This window comes from Nodosilinea sp. LEGE 07298 (assembly GCF_015207265.1).
Taxonomy (GTDB): Bacteria; Cyanobacteriota; Cyanobacteriia; order Phormidesmidales; family Phormidesmidaceae; genus Nodosilinea.
In genome coordinates this window covers 1-4298 of the sequence record NZ_JADEXE010000436.1, presented here as the reverse complement: position 1 = coordinate 4298, position 4298 = coordinate 1, and the positions used below count along the sequence as shown (strand labels likewise).

Below are 4298 nucleotides of genomic sequence, written 5' to 3'. Positions count from 1 at the left end.
GGTGGGCCAATCCAGGGTTCGGGGCTGAGGTTAAAGCGTTTGCCGCTGAGCTGAAAGATGTGGCGCAGGTCTTCGCCTTCAAACCAGAGAATTCCCTTGGCCCGAAAGACTTCGGCGGGTAATTGAGCCATTAAAAAATGCTCAAAGCGGTCTACGTTAAAGGGGCGATCGCTCCGGAAGGGAATCGACATAAAGCCATCACTGCCCAAATGGCTGTTGGGTTGGGCCACTTGAGCAGCGCTGACTATTGCCGGGGACAGGGCCGGAGCTAGCCCCACATCCAGTAGGGCAGACAAGGGCAGTTGGTCTGCCTGCTCGGTGAGCGAGCAGCGCAGCACCCGTGCCTGGTCTTTGAATCCCTGAATGTAGGCCTCTAGCCAGGTGAGTTTGACCTCGGGGGTGAGGTCGGCTTTGTTGAGCAGAATGATGTCGCCGTAGGTGAGCTGGCTGGTCGCCGCTTCGCTGTCAAAGTGATCGTCGGTAAAGGTTTCAGCATCGACGACGGTGATGACAGAATCTAGGTGGGTGAGCCGCTTTAGCTCGGTGCCCACGAAGGTGAGCATGATCGGCAGCGGGTCGGCCAGGCCCGTGGTTTCGACTACCAGGTAATCGACGCGATCGGGCAGCTCTAGCACCCGATACACGGCGTCGATTAGGTCATCGTTGATGGTGCAGCAGATACAGCCGTTACTCAACTCCACCATGGTCTCGTCAATGGAGACCAGCAGCTGGCTATCGATGTTGATGTCGCCAAATTCATTGACTAAAACCGCCACTTTGAGATTCTGCCGGTTGGTCAAGATGTGGTTGAGCAGAGTGGTTTTGCCGCTGCCCAAAAAGCCCGTAATCAGCGTCACCGGCAGACCCCGCTTGGGAATTGCTGGGTCTGCCAAAGATGAGGGCTGGGGGTGGTAGGACATCGCCGCATTACCTATGGAATGATAATCGTTCTCATAATAAGGCAAAATGGAGATGCACCCCCCCATAGCTGAATGTCACTGAAATAAACTGAGATCCACCTCAGCAAATCGTTAGAAGCCTTAATCTGCCTTAGGGTGGGCAGTGCCCACCAGCCTCAATTCAGTGACATTTCACCCTAGATTGGACAGTATTTGACACTGATGGGCAACCTTCAGCCAAGACGCCTCTGAGCATACCAAGCCCGAACCAAAAGGCTTTGGTAAAACAAGATCGGCAGCTCAAAGCCTCCCTCAGTCATAATTGATGCAACTTTCTCGGGTGATAATAAGGCGACATCGTGACCGTAGGACGTGCGGAATTTTTCAATTTCTGTAGCAGGCAATTCAGCATATCTCAGCATTCGCAGCCACACTTCAAGCAGGCTTTGATACTCGACAGTTGCCATATTAGCAGTCAAGTCAGCACTCACTAAATACCCGCCAGGCTGAAGCCGGGCCGCGATTTGTTGGAAAAAGTGGCTGCGCTGATCGGATTGCATAAAGAAATGAGACACCAAAATACAGGTTGCCGCATGGAAAGCATCTGAGGCGGGCAGTGAGTCAAGATAGCCCAAATGAAACGTGCAGCGTGAGGCGATGCCGCTCTCTTCAGTTTTGCGGCGACAAATATCGAGCATTGGTGCGGCAGGCTCTACCGCAGTAAACCGCCATTGCGGAAACGCTTGGGCAAGATAAATGAGTTCTGCTCCGGTGCCCACTCCCACACAAAGAATATTGGCATCGACGGGAAGTTCTGACAGTATGATGCGGATTTGTAAATGTAGGGCATCGCGAATTGGCGCTAGGGCATCAAACTGTTGATCGTAGGATGAAGCGCGTTTTTGATCGAAAACAATGGCTGGTTCTGGGCTTTTCATAGTTCAATAAAGTGGTAGTTGTGTATTTTTTCGTGTTCTAAAGATTCACGCTTACTGAGGGCAGCCCACAGTTGCCGATCGCCAAACTCAGCATTTTTATTTTTTTGGCCTAGCCGCCCCAAACCCCCTGGCCGGACTGGACTGAACACATTTAAAGCTCACTTGGTCTGTACCAGGGTTATAGAGCACGTAGGACGGTTGGCATCCCTGCCGCCCCACGTTGCCCACCCCCACGACTCGGCGCGGCGACTTCTCCTGATCCTGGGGTGCGGCAGTTTGGTCAAGGGTGGTCACCGTAGACCGCAGAGCACCAGGCTCGACCCAGCACTCAAAGGCTAGGCCCGATCGCCCACAGAACAGAGTATTGGCATCGGCGCGGATGAGGCGATCGCACAGTTGAATCGGCGGCGTCTCCGGCGTCAACTCATCGCCATAGCTCACCGTACTGCCATGAATCAGCAGACAATCCAGCTCGTGAAAGCCAAAGTCTAGATCCGCCAACCACTGTACCGTCTGCCGCGACACCGCCTCCCACAGGTCTTTCACCGCCCCAATGCCATAGCGTTCGACCAGCTCCGGTGCATCGGGTAGGCCGCGAATGCCGTGCAGGCTAAAGCACTGCTCCTCCCACCAGCCCGTACACACCTGGGGAATAGGCTCACCGCGCTGGGGCGATCGCACTCGCCGCACCACTTCCTCACTATCCCCCCGCAACCCAACCAGGTCGCCCAAGATATAGAGATCCGTCACCGGCTGCCGCTGCCGCCGAATGTCCGCCAGCACTGCTTCATAGGCTGCTAGATTGCCTTCGATTCCGCTGAGAATTGCCCAGTTTGCCATTGGTTTTTATGAAAGGTGCAAGGTATGTATTAGGTGCAAGGTGCAAGGTGTCAGGCATAAGGCGAAACCGTAAACCTTGAACCGTAAACCTTGAACCCGATCCCCCTCACCGTTCACACACATGCCCAGCATCCTCCGCCCGCTCGGCAAACTCCATACCCCGAGCCAATCGCCAGGCGAAGATGGGCGGCAGGCCCTGCTCGATGATGGCGGCGCAGGTTTTTTCGTAGTCATAGGGCACCTCTCGCAGGGTAGTCTGGGCGCTGTCGGTGTCGTAGAGAACGTAGGTGGCGTTGGGTCGGCCGTGGCGGGGTTCGCCAACGGAGCCAGCGTTGACGATGCGCTTGAGGGGGGCGGTGAACTCGCGGTGGGTTTCGCTCTGCCCTGGATGCTGCACCTTCACCGATAGGGTGCCGTTCTCCAGTTCCCGCAGATAGGGGATGTGGGTATGTCCGCAGAATAAGACATCTGCCTCGGCGGCCAAGACTCGCTCTAGGGCGGCGAAGCCATCCATGGTGGGCAGTAGGTATTCGTGCTGACTGTTGGGGCTGCCGTGGACAAAGCAGAGATTATCCTGGCGCAGGGTCATGGGCAGGCAGGCCAAATACTCCCGCACTTCGGGGTGAATCGCCCGATTTGTCCACTCGTGGGCCAGGTGGCCCCGCTTTTCGGCCAGTTGAGAGGGGTAGCTACAGTCGCAGGCATTCAGCCCCTCAACGATGTCTTCATCCCAGCAGCCCTGGCAGGTGGGGATATCGAGCGATCGCACCATCTCCACCACCGCGTTGGGGTGAGGGCCATAGCCCACCAAATCCCCCAGGCAGTAGATCTGGTCAGCCTTATGGGCATCAATATCAGAGAGCACCGCGTTCAGTGCCTCATAGTTGCCGTGAATGCAGGATATAACGGCGAGTTTCATACTAAAAGCGCCTCCTCGGCAGGGTCTAAAGCTTGGTAATGCTGGTGATACTGAGCCAGGGCCACGTCAGAAAGGCAGCCGTCGAGCAGGGTTTGGGCGATCGCCTCTCGCTCCAGTCCCCAGCCCACTACCTCAATGCCGCTAAAGCGGATGGGCCGCCCCTCTAGCCAAGGGGGAATGTTCAACTCGGTATACTCCATCCCCGGCAGCCCTTCGACAAAATCAACGTGGAAGGCATGACCATTGGGCATTTCAAAAATGCCCTTCATGCGGCACACCTGGCCGTAGGCCCCGCCCGTCAGCTCAATCAGCAAGCTATCTAAACTGGGCGGGTCAAACACCTGCCCGGTCAGGGGCGTACACCAAATCTCAGGCAGCTGCCCATTGGCCGGAGCCGCCACGGCATTGCCTACCACCACCCGGTCGGCCCAGGTGTGCCAGTCAGATTCCGGCAGGTCAGGGGGCAAGACAGCCACTCGCTCACAGCCCAGCCCAGCCAAAAACGGCGACCCCAGATCGAGATGAAAGCCCCACTCAAAATACACCGTGGCCTGCTCTGGCAAGTCAGTCAGCACCGCCTTCAGCTTCGCCTCGGTCACCACCTGCACCCAGGGAAACCGATAGCCAATCCGCGCCAAATCTACCGAGATCTCCCCAAGCCCCGGACACACATAGAACTGGGGAGTGGACTGATCTTTGAGG

Annotated in this window: 5 protein-coding genes; all 5 read right to left on the bottom strand. The window is 56.5% G+C overall.

The window, feature by feature from the left end; genetic code table 11:
• The coding region (locus tag IQ273_RS31125; protein ID WP_194026961.1) for a GTP-binding protein at positions 1-920 on the bottom strand (920 nt) is incomplete at its 3' end.
• Between the two features lie 212 nt (positions 921-1132).
• The gene (locus IQ273_RS31120; protein ID WP_194026960.1) at positions 1133-1837 is read right to left on the bottom strand and encodes a class I SAM-dependent methyltransferase; all 705 of its coding nucleotides are present in this window, start codon (positions 1835-1837) and stop codon (positions 1133-1135) included.
• A 96-nt stretch (positions 1838-1933) separates the two neighbouring features.
• Positions 1934-2677 carry a metallophosphoesterase gene (locus IQ273_RS31115; protein WP_194026959.1) on the bottom strand — a complete coding sequence of 248 codons (744 nt, stop codon included), beginning with the start codon at positions 2675-2677 and terminating at the stop codon, positions 1934-1936.
• A 106-nt stretch (positions 2678-2783) separates the two neighbouring features.
• Positions 2784-3596 (bottom strand): metallophosphoesterase, encoded by an 813-nt coding sequence (locus IQ273_RS31110; RefSeq protein WP_194026958.1) that lies wholly within the window; start codon positions 3594-3596, stop codon positions 2784-2786.
• Positions 3593-4298: GTP-binding protein (locus tag IQ273_RS31105; RefSeq protein ID WP_194026957.1), on the bottom strand; the 706-nt coding region annotated here is incomplete at its 5' end. The genes IQ273_RS31105 and IQ273_RS31110, both read right to left, overlap by 4 nt.